General features: G+C 72.9%; 20 protein-coding genes and 6 tRNA genes. 9 read left to right on the plus strand and 17 right to left on the minus strand.

Translation table 11 applies throughout. The annotated features are described in order from the left end of the window. Positions 1-104 precede the first annotated feature (104 nt). From IE265_RS07085 to IE265_RS07110, 6 genes are all read right to left on the minus strand, one after another. On the minus strand, positions 105-704 hold the full coding sequence (locus IE265_RS07085) for a hypothetical protein (RefSeq protein ID WP_190034520.1): 600 nt from the start codon (positions 702-704) through the stop codon (positions 105-107). Between the two features lie 7 nt (positions 705-711). Continuing rightward, positions 712-1,629: a carbohydrate ABC transporter permease gene (locus IE265_RS07090; RefSeq protein ID WP_190034521.1), complete on the minus strand. Its 918-nt coding sequence runs from the start codon at positions 1,627-1,629 to the stop codon at positions 712-714. Further along, positions 1,626-2,597: a carbohydrate ABC transporter permease gene (locus tag IE265_RS07095; RefSeq protein WP_190034522.1), complete on the minus strand. Its 972-nt coding sequence runs from the start codon at positions 2,595-2,597 to the stop codon at positions 1,626-1,628. Before IE265_RS07095 ends, IE265_RS07090 begins: the two co-directional genes overlap by 4 nt. Continuing rightward, a complete protein-coding gene (locus tag IE265_RS07100) occupies positions 2,597-3,886 on the minus strand; it encodes an ABC transporter substrate-binding protein (protein WP_190034523.1) in 1,290 nt (429 codons plus the stop codon). The genes IE265_RS07095 and IE265_RS07100 overlap by 1 nt, the downstream gene beginning before the upstream one ends. Before the next feature lie 2,855 nt (positions 3,887-6,741). Continuing rightward, positions 6,742-6,816: transfer RNA gene (locus IE265_RS07105), tRNA-Val, on the minus strand. Positions 6,817-6,883: 67 nt separating this feature from the next. Next, the gene (locus IE265_RS07110) at positions 6,884-7,318 is read right to left on the minus strand and encodes a TIGR02611 family protein (RefSeq protein WP_190034524.1); all 435 of its coding nucleotides are present in this window, start codon (positions 7,316-7,318) and stop codon (positions 6,884-6,886) included. Positions 7,319-7,509: 191 nt separating this feature from the next. Between IE265_RS07110 and IE265_RS07115 the strand changes: the two genes are divergently transcribed. After that, on the plus strand, positions 7,510-7,923 hold the full coding sequence (locus IE265_RS07115) for an SsgA family sporulation/cell division regulator (protein WP_003959770.1): 414 nt from the start codon (positions 7,510-7,512) through the stop codon (positions 7,921-7,923). 339 nt (positions 7,924-8,262) lie between these two features. Further along, positions 8,263-8,820: a CGNR zinc finger domain-containing protein gene (locus tag IE265_RS07120; protein WP_190034525.1), complete on the plus strand. Its 558-nt coding sequence runs from the start codon at positions 8,263-8,265 to the stop codon at positions 8,818-8,820. A gap of 41 nt (positions 8,821-8,861) precedes the next feature. Here the strand turns inward: IE265_RS07120 and IE265_RS07125 are convergent, their stop codons facing one another. Continuing rightward, positions 8,862-9,014: a hypothetical protein gene (locus tag IE265_RS07125; RefSeq protein ID WP_190034526.1), complete on the minus strand. Its 153-nt coding sequence runs from the start codon at positions 9,012-9,014 to the stop codon at positions 8,862-8,864. A 191-nt stretch (positions 9,015-9,205) separates the two neighbouring features. Beyond that, the gene (locus tag IE265_RS07130; protein WP_190034527.1) at positions 9,206-9,649 is read right to left on the minus strand and encodes a hypothetical protein; all 444 of its coding nucleotides are present in this window, start codon (positions 9,647-9,649) and stop codon (positions 9,206-9,208) included. A gap of 265 nt (positions 9,650-9,914) precedes the next feature. Here IE265_RS07130 and IE265_RS07135 point away from each other — a divergent pair, with 265 nt between their 5' ends. Then, a complete protein-coding gene (locus tag IE265_RS07135) occupies positions 9,915-10,439 on the plus strand; it encodes a DsbA family protein (RefSeq protein WP_190034528.1) in 525 nt (174 codons plus the stop codon). A gap of 54 nt (positions 10,440-10,493) precedes the next feature. On the opposite strand, the gene IE265_RS07140 is transcribed toward IE265_RS07135, so the two are convergent. Genes IE265_RS07140 through IE265_RS07150 form a run of 3 tightly spaced genes read right to left on the minus strand, consistent with a single transcriptional unit; the run spans position 10,494 to position 13,340 of the window. Continuing rightward, positions 10,494-11,318 (minus strand): GNAT family N-acetyltransferase, encoded by an 825-nt coding sequence (locus IE265_RS07140; RefSeq protein ID WP_190034529.1) that lies wholly within the window; start codon positions 11,316-11,318, stop codon positions 10,494-10,496. 52 nt (positions 11,319-11,370) lie between these two features. Next, on the minus strand, positions 11,371-12,192 hold the full coding sequence (locus IE265_RS07145) for an aminotransferase class IV (protein ID WP_190034530.1): 822 nt from the start codon (positions 12,190-12,192) through the stop codon (positions 11,371-11,373). After that, the gene (locus tag IE265_RS07150; RefSeq protein WP_229916077.1) at positions 12,189-13,340 is read right to left on the minus strand and encodes a chorismate-binding protein; all 1,152 of its coding nucleotides are present in this window, start codon (positions 13,338-13,340) and stop codon (positions 12,189-12,191) included. Before IE265_RS07150 ends, IE265_RS07145 begins: the two co-directional genes overlap by 4 nt. Positions 13,341-13,496: 156 nt before the next feature. Between IE265_RS07150 and IE265_RS07155 the strand changes: the two genes are divergently transcribed. The 5 genes from IE265_RS07155 (at position 13,497) to IE265_RS07175 (ending at position 13,956) form a co-directional block, all read left to right on the plus strand. Beyond that, positions 13,497-13,569, plus strand: a tRNA-Gly gene (locus tag IE265_RS07155). Between the two features lie 38 nt (positions 13,570-13,607). After that, positions 13,608-13,681: transfer RNA gene (locus IE265_RS07160), tRNA-Cys, on the plus strand. A gap of 1 nt (position 13,682) precedes the next feature. Next, positions 13,683-13,754: transfer RNA gene (locus tag IE265_RS07165), tRNA-Val, on the plus strand. A 25-nt stretch (positions 13,755-13,779) separates the two neighbouring features. Further along, positions 13,780-13,851 (plus strand) — tRNA-Val (locus IE265_RS07170). Between the two features lie 30 nt (positions 13,852-13,881). Then, positions 13,882-13,956 (plus strand) — tRNA-Val (locus IE265_RS07175). 78 nt (positions 13,957-14,034) lie between these two features. Here IE265_RS07175 and IE265_RS07180 read toward each other — a convergent pair. The 4 genes from IE265_RS07180 to IE265_RS07195 all read right to left on the minus strand — a co-directional run bounded on the left by IE265_RS07180 (position 14,035) and on the right by IE265_RS07195 (position 16,218). Continuing rightward, positions 14,035-14,319, minus strand: a complete 285-nt coding sequence (locus tag IE265_RS07180) for a TFIIB-type zinc ribbon-containing protein (protein WP_190034531.1) — start codon at positions 14,317-14,319, stop codon at positions 14,035-14,037. Between the two features lie 80 nt (positions 14,320-14,399). Next, the gene (locus IE265_RS07185; RefSeq protein WP_190034532.1) at positions 14,400-15,347 is read right to left on the minus strand and encodes an aminoglycoside phosphotransferase family protein; all 948 of its coding nucleotides are present in this window, start codon (positions 15,345-15,347) and stop codon (positions 14,400-14,402) included. 178 nt (positions 15,348-15,525) lie between these two features. Continuing rightward, a complete protein-coding gene (locus IE265_RS07190) occupies positions 15,526-15,735 on the minus strand; it encodes a hypothetical protein (protein ID WP_190034533.1) in 210 nt (69 codons plus the stop codon). A 216-nt stretch (positions 15,736-15,951) separates the two neighbouring features. Next, positions 15,952-16,218 carry a DUF8836 family protein gene (locus IE265_RS07195; protein ID WP_055511046.1) on the minus strand — a complete coding sequence of 89 codons (267 nt, stop codon included), beginning with the start codon at positions 16,216-16,218 and terminating at the stop codon, positions 15,952-15,954. Between the two features lie 195 nt (positions 16,219-16,413). Between IE265_RS07195 and IE265_RS07200 the strand changes: the two genes are divergently transcribed. Further along, positions 16,414-17,712, plus strand: a complete 1,299-nt coding sequence (locus tag IE265_RS07200) for a protein kinase domain-containing protein (protein ID WP_190034534.1) — start codon at positions 16,414-16,416, stop codon at positions 17,710-17,712. A 69-nt stretch (positions 17,713-17,781) separates the two neighbouring features. On the opposite strand, the gene IE265_RS07205 is transcribed toward IE265_RS07200, so the two are convergent. Both IE265_RS07205 and cobA read right to left on the minus strand, forming a co-directional pair. Further along, the gene (locus IE265_RS07205) at positions 17,782-18,600 is read right to left on the minus strand and encodes a TrmH family RNA methyltransferase (RefSeq protein ID WP_190034535.1); all 819 of its coding nucleotides are present in this window, start codon (positions 18,598-18,600) and stop codon (positions 17,782-17,784) included. 65 nt (positions 18,601-18,665) lie between these two features. Beyond that, complete coding sequence (cobA, locus tag IE265_RS07210; protein WP_190034536.1) at positions 18,666-19,922, minus strand: uroporphyrinogen-III C-methyltransferase; 1,257 nt, start codon at positions 19,920-19,922, stop codon at positions 18,666-18,668. Between the last annotated feature and the right edge of the window lie 221 nt (positions 19,923-20,143).

Below are 20,143 nucleotides of genomic sequence, written 5' to 3' on the forward strand. Positions count from 1 at the left end.
TCCTTTCCGTGCGGGGAAGTCATCGGAAGGTCATGGGCATGACAGAACACAGTCGGCACGGGGACGGCGCGGGACGCCGGACCCGGACGCGTGGAGGACGCCGGTCAGCGGCGCCGGTCGCGCTCCTCCACCGCGAGCGCCGCCGCGGCGACGGCCCCCAGCACGGGGACCGCCAGCGGCGGCAGGAACCAGGCGGAGCAGGCCACCACGGCCAACCCGCCGACGAGCAGGAACGAGCCCGCGGGGTCGAGGACGGTACGGCGTGCGGCGGCTCCGAGAAGCCGCCGCCAGGACGCCCCGGGCTCCCAGGCGGCCGCCGCCCGCAGGCCCGCCACGGCCGCTCCGATCACGGCGGACAGCCCCACGGCCCCGACGAGCGGCCCTCCGGGGAGGCCCGCGCGGACGGCCTGCACGTCCACCCAGCCGACGAGGGCCGCGGCCCACCCGGCGGCTCCGACGATCCACCCGCGCCGCACGGCCGACCGGAAGTCGGCGGCGAACTCCCGCCAACCGCCGCCCACATGGGCCGTACGCCGGCGCAGGTGCCGCGAACCGGCGGCGAACGCGGCGGGAAGGGTGACCAGCGGGATCGAGGCGAGGGCGATCCACACCCCGGTGAGCAGGCACTCCGCGAACAGCGCGAACCGTTCGGCGAGGGCGGACTCGCGAACGGGCTGCGACGCGGAAGCCGTTCGAGCCTTCATGCGCGCCTCAGCCCTTCAGCCCGGAGGTCGCCATGCCGTCGATCAGGTAGCGCTGGAAGGCGAGGAAGAACAGCAGCACGGGCAGCAGCGCAACGAGCGACATCGCGATCATGCCGCCGTAGTTGGCGACGCCCTCCTGGTCGCGGAACATCATCATGCCCAGCGAGACGGTGTACTTGCCGGGCTCGTTGAGGTAGATCAACGGCCCCATGAAGTCGTTCCAGGCGTTGATGAACGTGAAGATGGCGCTGGTGATGAGCGCCGGGCGGCACAGCGGCAGCACGATCGACCAGTAGATCCGCAGATGCCCGCAGCCGTCGATGCGCGCCGCCTCGTCGAGCTCCTTCGGCAGGTTCCGCATGAACTGCACCATGAGGAAGACGAAGAACGCCTCGGTGGCGAGGTACTTGCCGATCAGCAGCGGCACATAGGTGTTGATCAGCTCCATCTTCTGGAACATCACGTACTGCGGGATCAGCAGCACGTGGTACGGGAGCAGCAGCGTGCCGATCATCAGCGAGAACAGCAGGTTGCGCCCGGCGAACCGGATGCGGGCGAAGGCGTACGCCGTCAGCGAGCAGGAGACCAGGATGCCGATGACCGAACCGAGCGCGTAGAAGAGCGAGTTCTCGAAGAACGTGGCGATCGGGATGTCGGCGATGCCGTCGGCGAGGCCCCTGAAGTTCTCCAGGATGGGAGCGGCCGGGAACAGTTCGAGGCTGCCGACGATCTCCCGGCTCGGCTTGAACGAGGCGCCGGCGACCCAGGCCACGGGGTAGAGGACGACCGCGAGGACCAGCAGGGAGCCCAGGTGCCAGGCGAGCGAACCGCCCCGCCGCCGGACGGGGTCGGCGCCGCGGCGCGGGGCGGACGGCGGCGCGAGCGGTCCGGTCCGGGCCTTCGACGCGGGGGTGGTGGTGCTCATCGTGCCGCCTCCTCGTAGTGCACCCACCGCTTCTGGGACCAGAAGAGGACCGCCGTCACCAGGGCCACGGCGAGCAGCAGCATCCAGGCCATCGCGGACGCGAAGCCCATCTGGGCCTCCTTGAAGCCCTTCTGGTACAGGTAGCAGGTGTAGACGAGCGTCGCGTCGGCCGGTCCGCAGGTGGCGTTGGAGACCACGTACGCCGATCCGAAGATCTGGAACGAGTGGATGGTCTCCAGCAGCACGTTGAAGAACAGCACGGGCGACAGCATCGGCAGGGTGATGCTCCAGAACCGCCTGAACGGTCCGGCTCCGTCCACCTCCGCCGCCTCGTACAGCTCCTTGGGCACCTGCTTGAGCCCGGCCAGGAAGATGACCATGGGAGCGCCGAACTGCCAGACGGTGAGCGCGACCAGGCTGTAGAGGACCCAGTCCGGATTGCCGACCCAGCCGCCCACGTCCCAGCCGAGGAACGACTGCGTACGGTCCACGACGGCCTCGTCCGAGAACAGCGCGCGCCACACGAATCCGACGGACACGCTCGCGCCGATCAGCGAGGGGGCGTAGAAGGCGGCCCGGTAGAAGGCCTGTCCCCGCCGGCTCTGCGCGAGCAGCAGCGCCACCCCGAGAGCCAGCAGCAGCTTGAGCGGGGTGCCGACGACGACGTACTTGGCCGTCACCTCCACGGACTTCTGCCACCGCGGGTCCTCGAACATCCGGGTGAAGTTGTCGAGGCCGATCCAGCGGGGGGAGCTGAAGAGGTTGTAGTCCGTGAAGGCGAAGTAGAGCGAGGCGGCCATCGGACCCGCGGTGAGCAGCAGGAAGCCCGCGATCCACGGCGACATGAAGAGGTAGCCGGCGAGGTTCTCCCGGCGGCCCCGCCGCCGGACCGCGGCGGGGGGACCGGGACGCCTCTCCGGGGCGTCCGGGGGAGAGTCCTTGATGAGCGTCGTCACGGCGGTTCCCATCAGGCGGCGAGGGCGGTCTTCGCCTCGGAGAAGAACTGCTTCACGGCGTCGGAGACCTTGGTCTTGCCCTGGGACATGTCCCCCGCGATGCGCAGGAACGCGGCCTCGACGGTGTCCGCGCCCGCGGGGTGCGGGGTGATGGCGCCGAGCACCCCGGCCGCGGCGACGTCCTCCTCGTACTGGGCGATCGCCTTGCTGGACGCGTCGGCCGGCCGGTACGCGTCGAACTGCTCGGTGGTCGCGAGGATGCCCCGGTCGTAGCCCATGATCCGGCCGACCTCGGGATCGTGCACCATGAAGTCGATGAATTGGGCGGCCTCCTTGGGGTGCTTGGTCCGCGCGGAGGCGCTCAGCATGAGCGAGGAGAGGTACTGCCCCGTCTCCTTGCCGTCGGTCGTCGGGATCGGCGCGAGCCCGTAGCTGCTGTCGCCCTCCGTCGCGTAGCGCACGGTGAAGTTGTCCCAGGTGAACTCGGAGCCCGCGTCGCCCGACGCCAGCGCCGACTTGGGCTTGAGCTGCTCGATCTTCTTCGGGTCGGTGATGATCCCTGCCTTGACGCGGTTGTACGCGTCCGTCCACCACTCCGTCAGATCGGCCTCGGCGAAACCGAGTCCGTCCTCGGTGAAGAACGCCTTCCCGTTCTGGCGCAGGAACAGGTCGTAGAGGTACATGATCCCGAAATAGCCGGTGTCGCCGGCCACCTTCTGGGTGTCGTGGATCTTCTTCAGGGCGGCGAAGTACTCGTCCCAGGTCCAGCCCTGTTCCGGCTTGATTCCGGCCTTGTCGAAGACCTTCTCGTCAATCACCAGCGACATGGTGTTGGAACCGACGGGGACACCGAGCTGCTTTCCGTCGACCTGCCCGACCTTCTCCACTCCGGCGCGGAAGTTGTCGAGATTCAGATTTCCGGCATCCACTTGGGACTTGAGGTCGAGAAGAACACCTCGCTTGTCGTACTTCCGGAGAAAGGTGACGGCGTTCTGGAATACGTCCGGCGGATTACCGCCCGCGGCCTGTGTCTGGAACTTCTCCCAAAAGGCCACGTAGTCCTGGAAGTCCGTCTTCACCTTGATCCTCGGATACTTCTTCTCGAAGAGCGCGACCGACTTGTTGATGCGCTTCGCCCGCTCCTCCGCACCCCACCAGGCGAAGCGGAGCTCCACCGAGCCGTCCCCCGCGCCGCCGCCGTCTCCCCCGCAGCCCGCCGTCGCGGCCAGCCCCAGCGCGGCCACCGACGCTCCGGCCGCCCTGAGGACCGTCCGCCTCTCAACACTCCCGTTTTCGCGCACAGTCGGGCCTCCCGTGACGTCGTCGTGCACTGTCGTGAATCGTTTCAAGTAAGCGCTTGCTGCCACAAGGTACGGAGGCCCCCGGCGGGCGTCAATGATTCGGACAGGAATTGATGTGAACGGGCTCGCCGCCCGCGTCCCCCCATCCGTGCCGCTCCTGCCGGGCCTCCCGGAGACCCCGCAGGCGGGGCGGTGCGGGTCGGCCCGCCGAACACCTCCGGCGCCCGGAACCCGTACGCCTCCGGGCCCGGAAGGACGGGGCGCGTGCGGAGTTGACGGAACGACAGATCCCGTCGGGCGGCGGCGAGCACGGGGTGCCCTCCGCAAGCGGGCTGCCGTCGGGAGGGGCGCCTTCAGGCAGGGGCGCTTCGGGAGAGGGTCACCTCGGCCCGGGGGCGCGGCTGCGGAGGGGCGCCGGTGGGAGAGGCTTCGACCCTCGGGGGACAGTAAGGGTTGGGGCAGGCTGCGGGGAAGCGGCACGTCTTCGCGGAGGGGCTTCGCAGGGGGCGGTGGGGGTCGGCTGCTGCGGGACGGACGCCGGGTTGTGCGCGAACACGAAGCGGGGGCGGGCCCGGGGCATGGGCGCCCGGAGGGCGAGGTCAGGGCCGCCGCGGCCGTGGATTGCTGGAAGGAGGGGGTGACGAAGGGGGACGCAGCGGAGTGGCTGCGAAGGCGTCACGGTGGCCTCGGCCGACTGGGGGCGCCGGAGGGCAAGGCTCGGGCTCCGGGCAGCGCGGCGGTGTGGGCGGCAGTACGGGCACGGGCGTCAACGGTCGAACGAGGGCCAGCCCCTGGGCGAAGACCGGCCGCAGGCTGGTCGCGGGTCCTGCCGCGGACCCGACGACAGGTCAGGAATAGGCCGGCCACCAGGGCGAACGCCGCTCGAGGCCGACCGCGGATCGGGTCGTGGCCCCGACCGCAGGCTCGCCCCGACCCGCCCGCCGCCTGACCACCCGCCCGCCACGGCCTCCGTTGCGCGCCGCCAGCCCGGCCCGAGGCCAGGTCGCCAGGGCCAACGGCAGCCGACCGCAGACCGGTCGCAGCCTGACCACCCACCTGCCACAGGCCCTGTCGCGGCCAGCCCGGCCGAGGCCGGGCCACCAGGGCCAATGGGAGCCGACCGCAGGCTCCTCGCGGCCCGTCGCCCGGGCGCAGGCCCCTGGCCGGATGACCGCGGGGTCACGGACCCTGCGGCGGACGGGCTCCGACTTCTCCCAGGTCCGGCGGGCAATCCCGTGTCGGGAATGACGGCCGGACGCCCCGCGGGCGCCGCCCGGATTCCGCCGGGAACCGGGCGGCGGCTCGTCCGCAGTCGGTCGCCCGGACGCGGGCGCCTGCGGGACGAGGGCGGGGTCGTGGCGTCTGCTGCGCATCCGACGGCCGATCTCGTCAGGCACCTCGCGGACCTGACGGTCGGCCCTTCGCGGAGTTTGCACCGGGCAGGGCGGGGGCCATCCACCACAGGGCCGATCACAGGCACGGGGCGAATCGGCACGCGGGGCAGCCGCGCACTCCGCGAGCTGCCGCCCGTCGAGGACCTCGGCGACGACCGCTACCGGGTGACCCGGACCCGGCCGGCAATCCCGTACGGGAATGGCGGCCGGGAGACCCGCGGACGCGGCCCCGGTTCCGCCGAGAAGCGGTCGCCGCCACGGGCGCAGGACCCGGCGGGACACGGCCAGAGCACGCCAGAGTCCGGCCACGGATCGAGGTCGCAGGTCAGGCGGCCGGAGCCGACCCGCGCTCATCCTGGCCCGGCCCGAGCCCTGGCCGCGAAGGAGCGGCGGAACCGGCACCGATGCCGACTCCGGTCCGGTCCGGTCTGGTCAGGTCAGGTCGCGGGACGGGCGGGGCGTAGCGGACCCCGCCCCGCCCCGCCAGAGCCGGTCAGCAGCCCATCGGGGGGACAGGCAGGCACCGGCCCCGGAACGGAAGCCGCAGATCAGCGGGCGGGGCCAGGCCGGAACCCGCAGGTACTCAGCCCCTCATCCCGGTGACGGGGCCAAGCACCCGCACGCCGCCGACGGCCCGCACCCGAGCCGACCCGACAGGACCGCACGAAGCCCGGCGGCGACCAGGGCATGAACGAGAAGCGGGCCGCCCGAACCGGTCGCGCGGCCCGGATCGCACCCGGCCGCCACGGGCCGGAACCGCCCCACCGGCCCCCAGTCCGGGGACCGCGCCCGCAGCTCACCGAACCTCGTGGTCCGAAGACCGGGAGCCGAGGCCCGGGAGGACGATCCGTCCGTCCGGCACACCGGAAGTAGCGAAGGGCCTGGTCGGAACTGGCCACGGCACACGACCGGAACCCCGCCACCGCCCCTCCCCAGGCGGACCGGCGACCTTCCCGCGGTCCGACACCCTCACACTCCGAGCCCCACCAACGCCCATCGCCGACCGGCCGACTGCCCACGGCCCACCACCCCCGGGCATAGGCCCCGCACGAAGCCCCGGGTCCGCCACCACCCGGGCACCCGAGCCCGAGACCCGGCCCCGTCCCCGCAGCACGCCCCTGCGCGTGGCTCACCGACCGGCCGACGCCGACGGCACGGCGCGGCCGCGCACGACCCGCCCCGGCCGGTCCCCCGTACGCCCGCAGGACGGGACGGACGCGGCGGGGCGGCAAAGGCACCGCAGCCGCCCCGGAAGCCTTCCGACGGGCTGCGGGAGGGGCCGAGGGCCGGAGGAGCCGGCGGAGAGGCATCCGCACCCGGAACACCCGGTCACGGCATCCGTGGGACACCACCCGTGGGCGGCGGGAGGCCGACGGCCCGAACCGCGCCCCTCGGCACGGCCCGGAAACGACGGAACCGGCCCGGTCCGCGTACTGCGCGGACCGGGCCGGTTCGTTGACCTGGTGGGCGATACTGGGTTCGAACCAGTGACCTCTTCGGTGTGAACGAAGCGCTCTCCCACTGAGCTAATCGCCCAGGTGCAGGAAGAAGATTACCCCATGTCAGGGGGTGCTTCCGACCGCCCCGCGAGCGTGCGCGGAGGTCACTGCTCGATGTTCCACGGCATCTCCAGGCCGAACTTCCAGACGTAGATCCCGCCCAGCACGACGATCACCGCCAGCCCGACGCTCGTCAGGATGATGTTCCGGCGCCGCACCCTCGGATCCAGCGCCTTCTGCGTCGCCTCGGTGACCTTGCGCTTCGTCCAGCGGAGCACGAGTTGTGCCCACACGAACTCGGTGGCCCAGATCGCCATGCCGCCGAAGATCACCAGCCAGCCCGGTCCGGGCAGCGGCAGCATGACGACGCCGGCTCCGACGACCGCGAGACCCACCACGAACACACCCACCTGCCAGCTCAGGTGGAGCGCGCGCCGCGCCTTGATGAATTCCGGCGCGCGGGATCCGAGCGCGGGCTCGGCGTTCGGCTCTTCGGCCGCCACGGCAACCTCCGCCGTTTCGTCACTCCCCGTATTCATACGACCAAACCCTACCCGACTGAATCCGGTCACCGAAATGGCCGTACGTCGCGAACGGGCACTCGGCCGGATGAGCGACATAAAGACACGCAAAACACTCAGAGGGGTTTACAACGGCACCGTAGGTGGCATGTCGATTTCGCCGACGTGCGAATCCCCGAGCGCACACTGAGCGAAAGGCCCTGGCGCTTATGAACACCACGGTCAGCTGCGAGCTGCACCTGCGCCTCGTTGTGTCGAGCGAGTCCTCACTGCCTGTACCCGCAGGACTGCGGTATGACACGGCCGATCCCTATGCCGTGCACGCCACCTTCCACACCGGAGCCGAGGAAACCGTCGAGTGGGTGTTCGCCCGCGACCTCCTCGCCGAGGGCCTGCACCGGCCCACCGGTACCGGCGACGTCCGAGTCTGGCCGTCCCGCAGCCACGGTCAGGGCGTCGTGTGCATCGCCCTGAGCTCCCCCGAGGGCGAAGCCCTGCTCGAGGCCCCGGCGCGGGCCCTGGAGTCCTTCCTGAAGCGAACGGACGCCGCCGTGCCTCCCGGCACGGAACACCGGCACTTCGATCTCGACACGGAGCTCTCTCACATCCTGGCCGAAAGCTAGGAAGAGCTCCGTACCAGGCCGCCCGGCGCCGTCCACTCGGGGAGACGGCTCGGGCTCAGACAACCGCATATGGGCACGTCCCGGCGCCGCCACCGCGATCACCCGCGAGGGCGGCGCCGGCATGTGCGCCCGCCGGCGCGCCGCCGACCGGATCACACCTCCACCCTTCGCCCCTCGCCCCCTCCCGCACGCGGTGCGCGACGATGGCATGTACACACAGTGACCGCATGACGTGTTCCCACCGGTCCGCGCGCAGGACGAAGGCCCTTCGCCCCGGGAGCCGCTAGCATCGGCCAGCATCGGCGGGCGTCCGCCCGACCCCCAGGCCAGGGAGCGAATGTGCTGATCACCCACGACACCCGGTGCGCGCTCGACACCGTGGTCGATCTGGTGAACACCGCACCGGAGGACGACACCACGGACGGGCTCGCGAGCATCGCGGCCCTGAACGATTTCGTACGGGCCCACCAGGTCAGCGACGTCGGGACGCTCTCCGAGCTGGACCTCTCGGCGGTGCGCAGGATCCGCGGGCGCTTCGCCTCGATCTTCGCCGCACCCGACGCGCGGGCCTCCGCCGTACTGATCAACGAGCTGGTCGCCGCGGCGGGCACCACGCCCCGGCTCACCGACCACGACGGCTACGACTGGCACGTCCACTACTTCGCACCCGGCGCGTCCATCGCGGACCACCTGGCCGCCGACTGCGGCATGGCCCTGGCGTTCTTCGTGGTGGCCGGCGAGCAGGAGCGGCTCCGCCGCTGCGAGGCACCGGACTGCCGGCGCGCCTTCGTCGACCTCTCCCGCAACCGGTCACGCCGCTACTGCGACAGCCGGACCTGCGGAAACCGACTCCATGTGGCCGCCTACCGGGCGCGCCGCAAGGAGGCGGCGGGCTGACGGAGTCCTCGGCGGGTGGCGCCAGGGACTCCGCGTACGGCTCAGAGCAGCAGCAGATCGTGCAGCGACGCCATGAGCAGCAGACAGCCGATCACCGCAAGGAAGATCATCAGCGGTGGCTGGGAAAGTGCGAAGAGACAACCCCGCCGCTCCTCGGGAGGAGCCACGGTGTCGCTCTGTGTTGTGTCCAGCATCTCGCGGCGATGATGACGCAGCCGCGACTCCCGGCGCGATCAACACGCCCGGATTATGGGGGAGTTCGCCGAAATCCGTGACACGGAGGTCCACGATCTGGGATGGGCGCGTACCGGGGCGCCTCCACGGGCCGCGGAAGCGGCCGCCCGCGGGGGCCGGACAGCTCCGCGGCGGCGACTGCGGCCGTCGCTCAGATGCCGTGCTTCTTCAGGATCGCCTCGATGTCGCTGAAGTCGTCCTTCGGCTGAGCGGCGCGGGGCTCGGCCGTCGGCCGGGCGGCCGGCCGGTTCGACGGGCCCAGTGAGGGCGCCGAGGCGGCGGGGGCCACCGCGTCGCGTTTCGCGGCCCTGGCGGCCCTGCGCTCCTTGCGGGTCCCGCCGCCGCGCCGCTCGACCGCGCGGGTGGTCAGGAACAGCAGCCAGGCCGCGCCCAGCACCCCGAAGCCCGCCCAGGCCGTCGGGCTGAAGGCCGTCTCGGCGGCCCACTCGACGGCGCCGGTCATCACCAGACCGAGCGGCACCAGGGAGTACGCGGCGAGTCGGGCCGCCGCGAGGAAGCGCTTGCGGTACGCGGTCACGGCGGCGATGCCCAGGCCCGCCACGGCCACGGCGGAACAGACGGTCTCGGCAATCATCCGGTCCTCCCGGCGGGCTGGGTCGGTCAGGGGCACTTCGTCCCTTCCATCCTGCACCGCTCCCCGCCCCGTGTGCCATGCCCCGGGCAGACCTCAGGGACATCTCCGGGTCGTGTCCTCCTCAGGGTCCGGTCCCCGCGCCGGTCCGGAGCCGGCCCGTAGCTGCCCGGCCGGTCCCTCCCGGACCCTGCCCGTGCGGACCGGGTGCGGCACTGCCGAGGGCTCCCGGTTGGGCCCCGGGTGCCCCGGCTGGAAGACTGGCCCCATGAACGACTCCACCTCCGCAAGCACCGCCGTCCCCGTCCTGGACGTCTGGTGCGAGCTCCAGTGCCCGGACTGCCGCAGCGCCCTGGACGACCTGCGTGCCCTGCGCGCCCGCTACGGCGACCGGCTGGAGCTGCGGCTGCGGCACTTCCCGCTGGAGAAGCACAAGCACGCGTTCGCGGCCGCGCAGGCCGCGGAGGAGGCGGCGGAACAGGGGCAGGCCTGGCCGTACGTCGAGGCGGTGCTCGGGCGGGTGGCCGAGCTGGACCGGCTGGGAGAGCCCTTCCTCGTCGAGGTGGCCCGCGAACTCGGTCTCGACGCCGAGGAGTTCGACACGGCGCTGATCGACGGCCGGCACATCCTGATCGTCGACGCCGACCACGCGGAGGGCAGGGCCATCGGCGTCACCGGCACCCCGACGTACGTCGTGGGCGGCGAGCGGCTGGACGGCGGCAGGAGCCAGGAGGGGCTGCGTGAGCGGATCGAGGAGATCGTGGACCGGCTGCTCGCCGAGCAGCCGGCCTGAGGCGCCCCGTCGCCGGGGCCCCGGATGCCTCCCTCACGATGCGCCCCGCCTGCGCTACAGCAGGCCCTTGTAGAGGTGGTGGGTGACCGTCCGGTAGCCGAGCGACTCGTAGAGGCGCTCGGCCGGGGTGTTGCCCGCGAACACGTTCAGGCGGATGCCGCTGTGCCCGGAGGCGAGGGCCCTCGCCTCGGCCAGCCTCATCAGTGAGCGGCCGTGCCCCCTCCCCCTGTGCCGTTCGTCGGCCTCCACGTCGTGGACGAACGCCCAGCCGTCCCGGGCCCCGAGCCACAGCATGCCGACCGGCGTTCCTCCGTGCTCCAGCACGGTGAACTCGGCGCCCTCGCTCGCGAGTCCGTCCGGCAGTGAAGTGGCGTGGTCCCGCGCGGACTCGGCGAGGGCCTCGGCCTCCGGAACTCCCCGCGAGATCCAGTCCCGCGCGTACTCGATCCTCGCGCGCTCCGCCCACAGCGTGAACTCGGCCCCGGTCATGGGGCGCCCGCGACTGCCCTCGGGCAACTCGGGCGGATTCCCGTCGAGTTCCTTCTGCATGAGGCGGTTGCGCCGCACGTAGCCGAGCGCCGATGCCAGCCGGAGACCGGCCTGCGCGTCAGCCGCGACGGACACCTCGATCCGTGTGCAGCCCCAGCCCCGCGCCACCTCCTCGGCGGCCAGGGCGGCCACCGCGCCCCGGCCGCGTCCGCGGTCCGCCGGGTCGATCCCCAACTCGCCGATGCGGGCGGCCTTCCGGCCCTCCCCCGAACCCGTGGCGAGGTGGACGGCTCCCACCGGACGGCTGTTCACGCACACGTTGTAGCGGCGCGACAGCGAGCCGTCGGCGCCGTGCTGAAGCGGCTCGGTCGGCCGCAGGGTCGTGGTCATCAGTGGAGTTGTACCCGTCCGGCGGGGCCCTCGTCATCCACCCGCGGCCCGGTCACGGGTCGAGGTCGTCGCCCGCCCGCTCCTCGAAGACCCGCATGGCCTTGGCGGTCACGGGACCGGGCGCGCCCGGCAGTTCGCGGCGGTCGACGAGGTGCACGGCCTGCACGTCGCGCAGGGTGGAGGTGAGGAACACCTCGTCGGCCCGCTCCAGGACGTCCAGCGGGAGGTCGGTCTCGCGGGCGCCCGTCCATTCGACGGTGAGGGCCCGCGTGATGCCCGCGAGGCAGCCGGAGGCGACGGGCGGGGTGTGGATCTCGCCGTCGAGGACGACGAAGACGTTGGAGCCCGTGCCCTCGCAGAGCCGGCCGACCGTGTTGGCGAACAGCGCCTCGGACGCGCCGTGTTCGCGGGCGCGGGCGAGGGCCACGACGTTCTCCGCGTACGAGGTCGTCTTGAGGCCGGTGACCGCGCCGCGCTCGTTGCGGGTCCAGGGCACGGTGATCACGGCGGTGGAGTCGGGGCGGCGGGCCGACTCGCCGAGCGCGACGACCAGGGTCGGCCCCTGGTCCCCTCGGTCGGACCCGAGCGGTCCGTGGCCTCCGGTGTAGGTGATCCGCAGCCGGCCGAGCGGTACGGGAACGGCTTCGAGCACGGCCGCGCAGGCCCGGCGGACCTCGTCGCGGTCGGGTTCGGGCAGCCCCAGCCCGCTCGCCGAGCGGGCCAGCCGGTCGAGGTGGCGGGTGAGTGCGAACGGACGGCCGTCGACCGCCTTCACGGTCTCGAAGACGCCGTCGCCCACGGTCAGACCGTGGTCGAAGACGGAGACGCGGGCGGACTCGATGTCCTGGAGCCCGCCGTCGAGCCAGAGCTTCACTGGAGATCACCTCGTGTGTACCCGCCGGGCCCGTTGCCCGGCATGCCGATCGGACCGGGAGCGCCGTCGGGGCCCTCCCCCGCCGGGAGACCGCGTACGGGGCTCTCCTCCCGGGCGTCGTACGCCTCCTGGTGGCGGCCCGACGCGACAGCGAGGAGCCTGGCCGCCTTCAGCTCGGTCTCCTCCCACTCGCGGTCGGGGTCCGAGCCCCAGGTGATGCCGGCCCCTGTGCCGAAGCGCAGCACCCCCTCGCCCCGGTCGATCCAGAAGGTGCGGATGCCGACGGCCAGCTCACCGGTCCCCCGGTCGGCGTCGACCCAGCCGATGCCGCCGCAGTACGGACCGCGGGGCGCGGTCTCCAGCGCCTCGATGATCCCCAGGGCACTCGACTTGGGGGCACCGGTGACGGAGCCGGGAGGGAAGGCGGCCGCGAGGAGTTCGGGCCAGCCCGCGTCCTCGCGCAGTTCGCCGCGGACGGTGGAGACGAGGTGGACGAGCCCGGGGTGCTTCTCGACGACGCACAGGTCGGGCACGGTCACCGTGCCCGTGGCGCACACCCTGCCGAGGTCGTTGCGGACCAGGTCCACGATCATCACGTTCTCGGCGTGGTCCTTGTCGAGCAGGTCCGCCTCGGTGCGGCCGGTGCCCTTGATGGGGCCCGACTCCACGGCGCGGCCGGTGCGGCGCAGGAAGAGTTCGGGGGACGCAGTGGCGATCTCGACGCCGTGTCCGGGGAGCCGCATCGTCCCGGCGTAGGGGGCCGGGTTGCCCCGGGCGAGCAGCGCGGTCAGCTCGTCCACGTCGGCGTCGGGGGCGACGGGCGCGGACAGGACGCGGCAGAGGTTCGCCTGGTAGACCTCGCCGGCGGCTATGTGCCGGCGGATGCGGCGCACGCCCGCCGTGTACGCGGCGCGGTCGAGCGACGACGTCCAGTCACCGGCCGCGGGGCCCCGCCACCGTCCCGGGACCGGGGCGGGTACGTCCTCGCGGCGCACGTCGGCGAATCGGGCGCAGACCAGGCGCCCCTCGAAGTCGGCGCTGACGGCCCAGAAACCCCGGGAGTCCAGTGCCGCCGGATCACTGGTGACGTCGAGCAGGCCGGTGGCGACGAGGCCGCCGAAACGGGCGAGAGCTGGGAGGTCGTGCACGGGGTCGAGTCTAGGACGGGCGACTCGCGGACGCCCGGGCCGTGTCCCGCGGCGGACGCGGGGCAGCACGCTGCACAAACGCGTTTTTGTGCTGGCACCGGAATCCGCTAGAGTTCAACACGTCGCCGGGACGTGCAAGCGCACCGGCACCGACAAGCGGACGTAGCTCAGTTGGTAGAGCGCAACCTTGCCAAGGTTGAGGTCGCCAGTTCGAACCTGGTCGTCCGCTCGCAGGAACGTGGGGATCTTCCCGAACCCCGCACTCCTGGTGGAGTGGCCGAGAGGCGAGGCAACGGCCTGCAAAGCCGTCTACACGGGTTCAAATCCCGTCTCCACCTCCAAGGACGATTAGCTCAGCGGGAGAGCGCTTCCCTGACACGGAAGAGGTCACTGGTTCAATCCCAGTATCGTCCACTGGATCCTTCGAGGATCCGGACCCGCGCGATTAGCTCAGCGGGAGAGCGCTTCCCTGACACGGAAGAGGTCACTGGTTCAATCCCAGTATCGCGCACGCATCAGGCACCACCAGCACGTCCCACCCGCGCGATTAGCTCAGCGGGAGAGCGCTTCCCTGACACGGAAGAGGTCACTGGTTCAATCCCAGTATCGCGCACCAGCCGAAGCCCCCGGCCGTCTCGTACGGTCGGGGGCTTCGTCGTCGGCTTCCGCCCGGCCCGCCTCGGCGGGCGGCCGGTCAGGAGGAGAAGAGCATGTGGCCGAAGCTCTTCTGGCGCTTGTGGCCGTAGTGGCCGCCGTGGCCGCCGTGCGGGGCGCCCCAGGCCGGCGCGGGGGCCGACGGGTACGCCTGCGGACCGGCCGGGGGCGGCGGCGCGGGCTGCGACCACTGGCCCTCCAGGCGGGTCAGCGACTCCAGCTCGCCGTAGTCGAGGAATATCCCCCGGCAGCCACTGCACTGCTCGATCTGGACACCATTGCGGTTGTACGTGTGCATCGGCGCATGGCACTTCGGACACTGCATGCTCGGCTCAACTCCTCGCCGGTCGGTACTGCTTCGTGTTTCGCCAGGACAGACACGGCCCGGCTTCGGTCGGTTGCACCTTACGTCGCGCATTCTTCCGCCAACTCGGGCGGTCGGGCGGCCATTCGGGCACATGCGTCGATCACGGACGTCTCGACCTCGTCCAACGGCCGCCGCGCGGCGGCCGACTTGGCCACGGCCAGGGCCGCGGTCTGCACGGTGAGCGCGCGGGCCGGAACGTCCAGGGCGGGCCAGGGGTCGGCGTCCGCGGGGACGGCCGGGCCGCCGGCCCGCCGGTACGCGGTGAGGAAGCGGGTCCACTCGTCGGGCGGCAGCAGGCCGCAGGCGAACCACGCGGCCGGGCGGGCCAGGTCCCAGGCGGGGTCGCCCGTTCCGAGGTCGTCGATGTCGATGAGCAGCCACGCCCCGTGCCGGGTCCGTACGAGCTGGCCCAGGTGGAGATCGCCGTGGCACAGCGTGCGCGCGTCCGGCATCGGGGCCTCGTCCCGTGCCCAGGCCGGCAGGGCCGCCCAGGCCCGCAGCACGGGAGCCGCCTCGGGACGGGGGCCCGCCGCCCGCAGCCGGGCGACGGCGCGGGCCGCCTTCGCCGGGCCGCGCATCGCCGGCAGGCCGGCCGGCAGGACCGACCCGGGGGTGCGGTGCAGGCGCGCCAGCAGGACGGCCACCGCCTCCCAGGGCGCGGCCTCGGGCGTCTCGCGGTCCACGGGGGTGCCGTACGGCCAGCAGGTGACCGGTCGGCCCTGCAGGTCGTCCGCCCGCTCGCCGAGCGGCGGCAGCAGGATGCCGCCGAGCCGGGGATGGGCGGCGACCGCCAGCCTCGCCGCGAGGTCGCCGCGGTCCGTGTCCGCCGCGTGCGCCTTCGCCACGGTGCCGGCGTGCCGTACGACGACTCCGTCGGGCCGGTCGGCCAGCACGGCCGCGCCCGTTCCGCAGTGGCAGGGCTCGCGCGCCGGATGGGCGGCGGCGCGCGCCCTCGCGGTGAGCGCGGACAGCACGTCTGCGGTCAACTCGGGTCCCCCTCGGTGGTACGTCGCCTGATGCCCCTGGAGCGTACGCAGACAGAGCAATGCCCGCGCAGCTCCCCAGCTGCGCGGGCATTCTTGCCGTCCGCCGCACCCCCGTCCCCACGGGGTTTCATGGCCGGATGTCCCCGCCCGGACCGCTCTTCCGGGCCTGGGACGCCGCTCAGCGTCCCAGCATCACGCCCACGGACGACGCCTGTGTGACCACTGCCTCCCAGCCGCCGAAGACGACTACGAGCAGGGTCGCCAGGGGGAGGACCATGGCCGTGGCCACCAGCGGGTGACGCCGGCCGGACCGGCTCGAACCGGACGCCGAGCCGTACAGCCTGCGTCCCTGCGCGCGGATCATGGTCCGCGGTGCCGTGTCCGCCATGGTCCCTCTCCTGACCGTTCTGTGGATGAGCCTGTGTGTCGTGTGTATCGGGCAGCGGCGGGTGTCTGACCTCGGGGGACGAGTGCTGCACCCGCCGCTTGAGCACAAATCTATGCGGGGGCCCGGTGCGGGTCGTCATGCCCTCGTACCTATTACCGGGCCTCCCGGAGGATGAGCGGTGACCTGCGGCCTACTCCCCTGGGTGGAGAAGGCGGCCTAGGTCTCGGGGGTTTCCCGGAGGGGGCGCCCGGTCTGTTCCGAGCTGTCCTCCCTCGGGACGGGCTGCTCCACGAGCGCGAGCACCCTGGTGGCCATGAACCGGGCGGTGCGCACGACGGATCCGCTGCGGGTGACTTCGCTCACTTCCACCACACCCCTGCGGACCGCCGTCTCCACCCTGCGGCCCGCGCGACTGGCCACCACCTCGTATGTGCGCGTCGTATCTCCGGCATCGACGACTATCTCCACGCGATCACCCTTCACGGGCCCAATCCCCCTTCTTGGACGGATGGTTGGGGATGCGCGCCGCTCAACACGGCGCGGCTTCCTCGCCCCCTGACCACCTTTCAAGTTTCCCATCCGGCACTGACAATCGATCGGTCCGCGAGGGCGCGGCCTCTGCGCGCGCCCGGCCGGGGAAACGTAAGCTGGGCTCGTCAAACGGACCGGGCAGCGGGGATGGACATGGCGATGATGCGCCTGAGGCGCGAGGACCCGCGTGTCGTCGGCTCGTTCAGGCTTCACCGACGGCTCGGCGCGGGCGGGATGGGCGTCGTCTACCTGGGCTCCGACCGGCGCGGGCAGCGCGTCGCGCTGAAGGTGATCCGCCCGGATCTGGCGGAGGATCAGGAGTTCCGGTCGCGGTTCGCGCGCGAGGTGTCGGCCGCACGGCGGATCCGCGGCGGCTGCACCGCGCGGCTCGTCGCCGCGGACCTGGAGGCGGACCGCCCGTGGTTCGCGACGCAGTACGTGCCGGGGCCGTCGCTGCACGACAAGGTCACCGAGGAGGGGCCGCTGCGCGCGGCCGAGGTCGCGGCCGTGGGCGCCGCCCTCTCCGAGGGGCTGGTCGCCGTGCACGAGGCCGGGGTCGTCCACCGGGACCTGAAGCCGTCGAACATCCTGCTGTCCCCGAAGGGGCCGCGGATCATCGACTTCGGCATCGCCTGGGCGACCGGCGCGAGCACGCTCACGCACGTCGGCACGGCGGTCGGCTCGCCCGGCTTCCTGGCGCCCGAGCAGGTGCGCGGCGCGGCCGTCACCCCGGCCACCGACGTGTTCGCGCTCGGCGCCACCCTGGCGTACGCGGCGACCCAGGACTCCCCGTTCGGGCACGGCAGTTCCGAGGTCATGCTCTACCGGGTGGTGCACGAGGAGCCGCAGCTCCACGGGGTGCCGGACGCGCTGGCCCCGCTCGTACGGGCCTGCCTGGCGAAGGACCCCGAGGAGCGGCCGAGCACGCTCCAGCTGTCGCTTCGGCTCAAGGAGATCGCGGCCCGGGAGGCGCACGGCATGGGCGACGCCCGGCCGCCCGCGCCGCGCGGCGACACCGACCGGCCGACCGGGCGGCTCGCCGGGAGCCACCCGGACCAGCGCACCCAGCGCCGCACGCAGGGCACTCCCCCGCCGCGCGACGGCGCCCCCTCGCGGTCCGGATCGCGTCCGGCGCCCTCGCGGGGCGGTTCCGCGCGGGGCGGTTCCGCGCGGGGCGACTCCACCCGGTCGGGCAACAGGCCCACGCCCCGCAGCGGGGCCGGCCGGCCCGGACCGCGGACCACTGGCACCGGGCGGCGGCCCGCCAATCCCCGGCTGCTGCGGCAGCGGCTCTTCGTGTTCGTCGTCGTGACGCTGCTCGTGGCGCTGGGCATCGCGGCGGCCCAGGGCTGCCAGGGGCCGTCGCGCGGGCTCGACGACGGCCGCTCAGGGCAGCATCAGGCGCACGCGCGGCCACCCGCCGGGGCGCCACCGGGCGGTCCGTAGTCCGGCGGGGACGCCGGTGTGACGGACTGACGGCATGGGCACCGTGTTCGCCGCGACGCCCGGCGGGCCTCAGAGCCGGGGGCGGCCCGTCGCCACGGCGTAGAAGGCGACGGCGGCGGCCGCGCCCACGTTGAGCGAGTCGACGCCGTGGGCCATCGGGATGCGCACCCATTCGTCGGCGGCCACCAGCGCCCGGGTGGAGAGGCCGTCGCCCTCCGCGCCGAGCATCAGGGCGACACGCTCCATGCGGTGCGGGGCGACCTCGTCCAGGGTCTTGGCCTTCTCGTCCGGCGTGAGCGCGAGCAGGCCGAAGCCCGCCTCCCGGACCGACTCCAGGCTCCGCGGCCAGGACTCGAGGCGCGCGTACGGGACCGAGAAGACCGCGCCCATGGAGACCTTCACCGAGCGGCGGTAGAGCGGGTCCGCGCAGTCGGGGGAGAGCAGGACCGCGTCCATGCCTAGGGCCGCGGCGCTGCGGAAGATCGCGCCGATGTTGGTGTGGTCGTTGACCGACTCCATGACCACGACCCGGCGGGCCGTCTGGAGCAGGTCGTCCGGGGTCGGCAGCGGCTTGCGCTGCATGGAGGCGAGCGCCCCGCGGTGCACGTGGTAGCCGGTGACCTGTTCGGCGAGCTCGGGGCTGACCGCGTACACCGGGGCCGGGAGTTCGTCGATGACGTCGCGCATGACGTCGACCCACTTCGCCGAGAGCAGCATGGAGCGCATCTCGTAACCGGCGTCCTTGGCCCGTCTGATGACCTTCTCGCCCTCGGCGATGAACAGGCCCTCCGCGGGTTCGCGCTTGCGGCGCAGTTCCACGTCGGTCAGGCCCGTGTAGTCGCGCAGGCGGGGGTCGGCTGGGTCCTCGACGGTGATGAGATCGGCCACAGGGTGATACTGCCTTGTCCTGGGTGTGGTGCCAACGGCTGGGAACAGGTTCGGGTTACCGGGGGTTACTCGGGGCGGGCGGGGCCGGTGCGGTCCGGGTTCGGGCCGTTCACGCCGACCACCTCTCCGATGACGATGACGGCCGGGGGCCGCACGTCCTCGGCGCGCACGGTCTCGGCGACCGTGGCGAGCGTCGCGTCGACCCTGCGCTGGGCGGCGGTCGTGCCCTCCTGCACGAGGGCCACGGGGGTGTCGGCCGCCCGGCCGCCCTCGACGAGCGTACGGGCGATGGCGCCGATCTTGTCGACGCCCATGAGCACGACGAGGGTGCCGCGCAGCTTGGCGAGGGCGTCCCAGTCGACGAGGGACCGCGGGTCGCCCGGGGCGACGTGGCCGCTGACGACGGTGAACTCGTGGGCCACCCCGCGGTGGGTGACGGGGATGCCCGCCGCGCCGGGTACGGAGATCGAGCTGGAGATGCCGGGGACGACCGTGCACGGGATGCCCTCCGCGGCGAGGGCCTGGGCCTCCTCCATGCCCCGGCCGAACACGAACGGGTCGCCGCCCTTCAGGCGGACCACGGACTTGCCCTGCTTGGCGTGTTCGACGAGCGCGTTGTTGATGGCCTCCTGGGCCATGTAGCGGCCGTACGGGATCTTCGCCGCGTCGATCACCTCGACGTGCGGCGGCAGTTCCGCGAGGAGGTCGCGGGGTCCGAGGCGGTCGGCGATGACGACGTCCGCCTCGGCGAGGAGCCTGCGGCCCCGGACCGTGATCAGGTCCGGGTCGCCGGGGCCGCCGCCGACGAGGGCGACACCGGGCGTGCGGGTGCGGTGGTGGGGCGCGACGAGGGTGCCGTCGCGCAGTCCCTCGACGACCGCGTCGCGGATGGCCGCCGTGTGCCGGGGGTCGCGGCCCTTCGCCCTGGTGGTCAGGACGGCCACGGTGACGCCCTCGCTGTGGCCCGTGGCGGGGGTCCAGGCGGTGGCCGCGTCCGCGTCGTCCGAGCGGACGCACCAGACGCGGTGGGCCTCCGCCTCCGCGGACGCCCCGGTGTTGGCCGCGTGGTCGCTCGTGGCGATCAGGGCGTACCAGGCGTCCGCGAGGTCGCCGTGCTCGTAGGGGCGCCTGGACCAGGTCAGCTCCCCGGCGTCCGCCATCGCCTCGACGGACGGGGTCGCCCCGGGGGACACGAGGTGGATGTCCGCGCCCGCGGCGATGAGTGCCGGGAGCCGGCGCTGGGCGACCTGCCCGCCGCCGAGGACCACGACGCGGCGGCCGGTCAGGCGGAGGCCTACGGGATAGGCGGGGTTTTCGGCCATGGAGGTGCGACTCCTCGTGCGGCGGTGGCGAGGCGGGGCCCTGCGCCTTCGGAGTGGCCCCTGACGTGCGGATTTTATGGTGCGGGGCGGCCCGGGTCCCGGGGTGGGTGGGATTTCTCTCCCCGCCCCGGTCCCTCGCCGAAACGGCGACGCCCCCCGGGGCCCGCGCCCGCGGGTCGGACACCTGTCCGGGACGCCCTTGCCGGGCGTCGGCGAGGGCG

The organism is Streptomyces fructofermentans (assembly GCF_014651055.1).
In the GTDB taxonomy this organism is placed as follows: domain Bacteria; phylum Actinomycetota; class Actinomycetes; order Streptomycetales; family Streptomycetaceae; genus Streptomyces; species Streptomyces fructofermentans.

Coding starts and splice junctions, on each gene's coding strand:
- IE265_RS07135 (WP_190034528.1), top strand. CDS start 9,915: ATGAACGACTCCACCTCCGCAAGCACCGCCGTCCCCGTCCTGGACGTC.
- IE265_RS07180 (WP_190034531.1), bottom strand. CDS start 14,319: ATGCAGTGTCCGAAGTGCCATGCGCCGATGCACACGTACAACCGCAAT.
- IE265_RS07130 (WP_190034527.1), bottom strand. CDS start 9,649: ATGATTGCCGAGACCGTCTGTTCCGCCGTGGCCGTGGCGGGCCTGGGC.
- IE265_RS07110 (WP_190034524.1), bottom strand. CDS start 7,318: ATGAATACGGGGAGTGACGAAACGGCGGAGGTTGCCGTGGCGGCCGAA.
- IE265_RS07085 (WP_190034520.1), bottom strand. CDS start 704: ATGAAGGCTCGAACGGCTTCCGCGTCGCAGCCCGTTCGCGAGTCCGCC.
- IE265_RS07115 (WP_003959770.1), top strand. CDS start 7,510: ATGAACACCACGGTCAGCTGCGAGCTGCACCTGCGCCTCGTTGTGTCG.
- cobA (WP_190034536.1), bottom strand. CDS start 19,922: ATGGCCGAAAACCCCGCCTATCCCGTAGGCCTCCGCCTGACCGGCCGC.
- IE265_RS07090 (WP_190034521.1), bottom strand. CDS start 1,629: ATGAGCACCACCACCCCCGCGTCGAAGGCCCGGACCGGACCGCTCGCG.
- IE265_RS07095 (WP_190034522.1), bottom strand. CDS start 2,597: ATGGGAACCGCCGTGACGACGCTCATCAAGGACTCTCCCCCGGACGCC.
- IE265_RS07190 (WP_190034533.1), bottom strand. CDS start 15,735: ATGGCGGACACGGCACCGCGGACCATGATCCGCGCGCAGGGACGCAGG.
- IE265_RS07140 (WP_190034529.1), bottom strand. CDS start 11,318: ATGACCACGACCCTGCGGCCGACCGAGCCGCTTCAGCACGGCGCCGAC.
- IE265_RS07200 (WP_190034534.1), top strand. CDS start 16,414: ATGGACATGGCGATGATGCGCCTGAGGCGCGAGGACCCGCGTGTCGTC.
- IE265_RS07125 (WP_190034526.1), bottom strand. CDS start 9,014: ATGCTGGACACAACACAGAGCGACACCGTGGCTCCTCCCGAGGAGCGG.